Source organism: Stenotrophomonas sp. GD03777, assembly GCF_029842485.1.
In the GTDB taxonomy this organism is placed as follows: Bacteria; Pseudomonadota; Gammaproteobacteria; order Xanthomonadales; family Xanthomonadaceae; genus Stenotrophomonas; species Stenotrophomonas sepilia.
On record NZ_JAOCGL010000212.1, the window covers coordinates 1 to 2,458 of the forward strand.

Below are 2,458 nucleotides of genomic sequence, written 5' to 3' on the forward strand. Positions count from 1 at the left end.
CCGACCACCACGCGCTCGCCTTCCTTCAAGCCGGACAGGATCTCGGCCGAGGCGCCGTTGTTGATGCCCACGGTGACCTTGCGCGGCTGCGGTTGGCCCTTCTCGTCCAGCACCCGCACCATCCGCTCATCGCCACGGCGCTTCGGTCCCAGTGCCACCGCCGGCACCATCAGCACCCCCTTGGCCTGCTTGAGCAGTACCGAGACCTGCGCGGTCATGTCGATGCGCAGCGTGCCGTCCGGGTTTTCCACATCAAACAGCGCGTTGTAGTAGACCGCGCTGCTGGAGCTGGAGCTGGAGGAGCTGCTGGAGCTGGACGAATTCTCGTTGGCGATCGAGGCCGGCGCCGGATTGATCTGGCGCAGCGTGGCGTGATACTTGCGGTCCGGGTCGCCCAGGGTGGTGAAGTACACCGGCATGCCGGGCTTGATCTTGACCACGTCGGCCTCGGAGATCTCGGCATTGACGGTGACCACGTCCAGCCGCGCCAGCATGACGATGGTCGGTGCGGTCTGGTTGGCGTTCACGGTACGGCCTTCCTCGGCCACCACCGCGACCACGGTGCCGTCCATCGGCGCGGTGATGCGGGTGTAGGCCAGGTTGGCGCGGGCGGTGCCCAGCTCGGTTTCGCGGCCCTTGATCTGCGCCTCGTAGGACTGCAGCTGGGCGCGGGCGGTCTTCAGCTGTGCTTCTGCGGCATCGTATTCCTGGCGCGAGGTGGCCTCGGCGGCCAGCATCTGCTGCTGGCGCGCGAACTCCAGTTCGGCCTGGCGCAGGGTGGCTTGCTGCACCGCGCGCTGGGCGGTGACCTGGTCCAGCGAGGCCTGCGCGTTGAGCACCTGGTTCTGCTGGGTGGTGGCATCGATCTCGGCGATCAGGTCGCCTTCCTTCACGGTGTCGCCCAGCTGTACCTTCAGCGATTTGATCTGGCCCGAGGCCTGCGCGCCGACGCTGACCAGCTTGTAGGCGTCGATCACGCCGGTGGCATCCACCGTTTGTTCGATGTCACCGCGGCTGACCGGCGAGGTTGCCACCGCCGGGGCGGCGGGCTTGCGCAGCAGCCACCAGGCGGTCGCGGCGACGATCAGGGCGAGCAGGGCGATCAGCATCAGGCGACTCCGGCGGGTCGCTGGCAGCAGGCGGAACGTCACGTCGTGGCTTCACTCTCGAGGCCGCGAGGGCGGCGTTGGTGGGCATTGTGAAGACCGGGCGATGGACGGCTCAATCCTCGGGGTATGTCTGTATGTAACACTGTCGGTGAACAGGCGTAACCACAGGTATCCCGCCCGCGGGTGGATACACTGGTACGCATTGCCCCGGATGCGGTTCAGCTGCCGACACGGGATGATCGCGACATGGAGACTGAAAACCCGATGCATCGACTGCTGATCGTCGACGACGACAACGACATCCGCACGCTGCTGGCCGAGCAGCTCGGCCGCGCCGGCTACCAGGTGAGCACTGCGGCCGATGGCACCGCCATGCGCCAACTGCTGGACCGCGAGCACGTGGACCTGATCGTGCTGGACCTCAACCTGCCGCGCGAGGATGGTCTGACCCTGTGCCGTGACCTGCGTGCACGTTCGAACACGCCGGTGATCATGCTGACCGCGCGGGCCGAGCCGATCGACCGCGTGCTGGGCCTGGAAATGGGCGCCGACGACTACCTGGCCAAGCCGTTCGAGCCGCGCGAGCTGCTGGCGCGCATCCGCAACGTGCTGCGCCGGACCGAGGCGCTGCCGGCCAACCTGGAACCACTGGCGGTACGCCGCGCGCGTTTCTCGCGCTGGGTATTCGACCTCGAGCATCGCCACCTGGTCGATCCGGATGGCCGCGTGGTGGTGCTGTCCGGCGCCGAGTTCCGCCTGCTGCGGGTGTTCATCGCCCACGCCAACAAGGTGCTGTCGCGCGAGCAGCTGGTCGCGCTCAGCAGTGGCCGCAACTACGAGGCTCAGGACCGCGCGATCGACCTGCAGGTCAGCCGCCTGCGCAACAAGCTGGGCGACGATGGTGGCCCGGATGGACTGATCAAGACCGTTCGCAACGAAGGCTACGTGCTGGCCTCGTCGGTCAACCTGGAATAAACCGCGATGACGCGCCTGCGCCATTTCCTGTCCTCGATGGTCGGGCGGTTGTTCGTGATCCTGCTGCTGGGCATGGCGGTGGCTGCGATCGGCGCGACCATGCTGGCCACCTCCAAGCGCCAGCAGGAGTTCGAGCGGCAGAACCTGAACCGCATCGCCGACCGCCTGCAGGGCTACGTCAACCTGCTGGACGGCAATCCGGAGCTGCGCGAGCGCCTGCTGGCGATCGGCGGGCCGAGCGTGCGCGCGCTGCAGCCGGGCGCACGCCTGGGGCGTGCCGACACGGCGCTGATGGAAGTGCTGGAAGACCGCCCCGGGCCGGTGTCGCGCGCGCACGTGCACTTCGCTTCGTTCCGCTCCTGCATTCCCAAACT

The 2,458-nt window shown here is 67.6% G+C and carries 2 protein-coding genes and 1 pseudogene; 2 read left to right on the forward strand and 1 reads right to left on the reverse strand.

Going from position 1 to position 2,458, the window contains the following annotated elements; translation table 11 throughout:
* On the reverse strand, window positions 1–1,151 hold a 1,151-nt coding region (locus N5E02_RS20830; protein ID WP_279946725.1), incomplete at its 3' end, for an efflux RND transporter periplasmic adaptor subunit.
* A 204-nt stretch (window positions 1,152–1,355) separates the two neighbouring features.
* Here N5E02_RS20830 and N5E02_RS20835 point away from each other — a divergent pair.
* Both N5E02_RS20835 and N5E02_RS20840 read left to right on the forward strand, forming a co-directional pair.
* Complete coding sequence (locus tag N5E02_RS20835; RefSeq protein WP_005415886.1) at window positions 1,356–2,084, forward strand: response regulator; 729 nt, start codon at window positions 1,356–1,358, stop codon at window positions 2,082–2,084.
* Window positions 2,085–2,090: 6 nt separating this feature from the next.
* Window positions 2,091–2,458 (forward strand): annotated as a pseudogene (locus tag N5E02_RS20840) (two-component sensor histidine kinase); the annotation flags it as partial.

What these genes read in the sequence shown, in the direction of transcription:
- N5E02_RS20835 (WP_005415886.1), top strand. Translation starts at nt 1,356, where the DNA reads ATGGAGACTGAAAACCCGATGCATCGACTGCTGATCGTCGACGACGAC.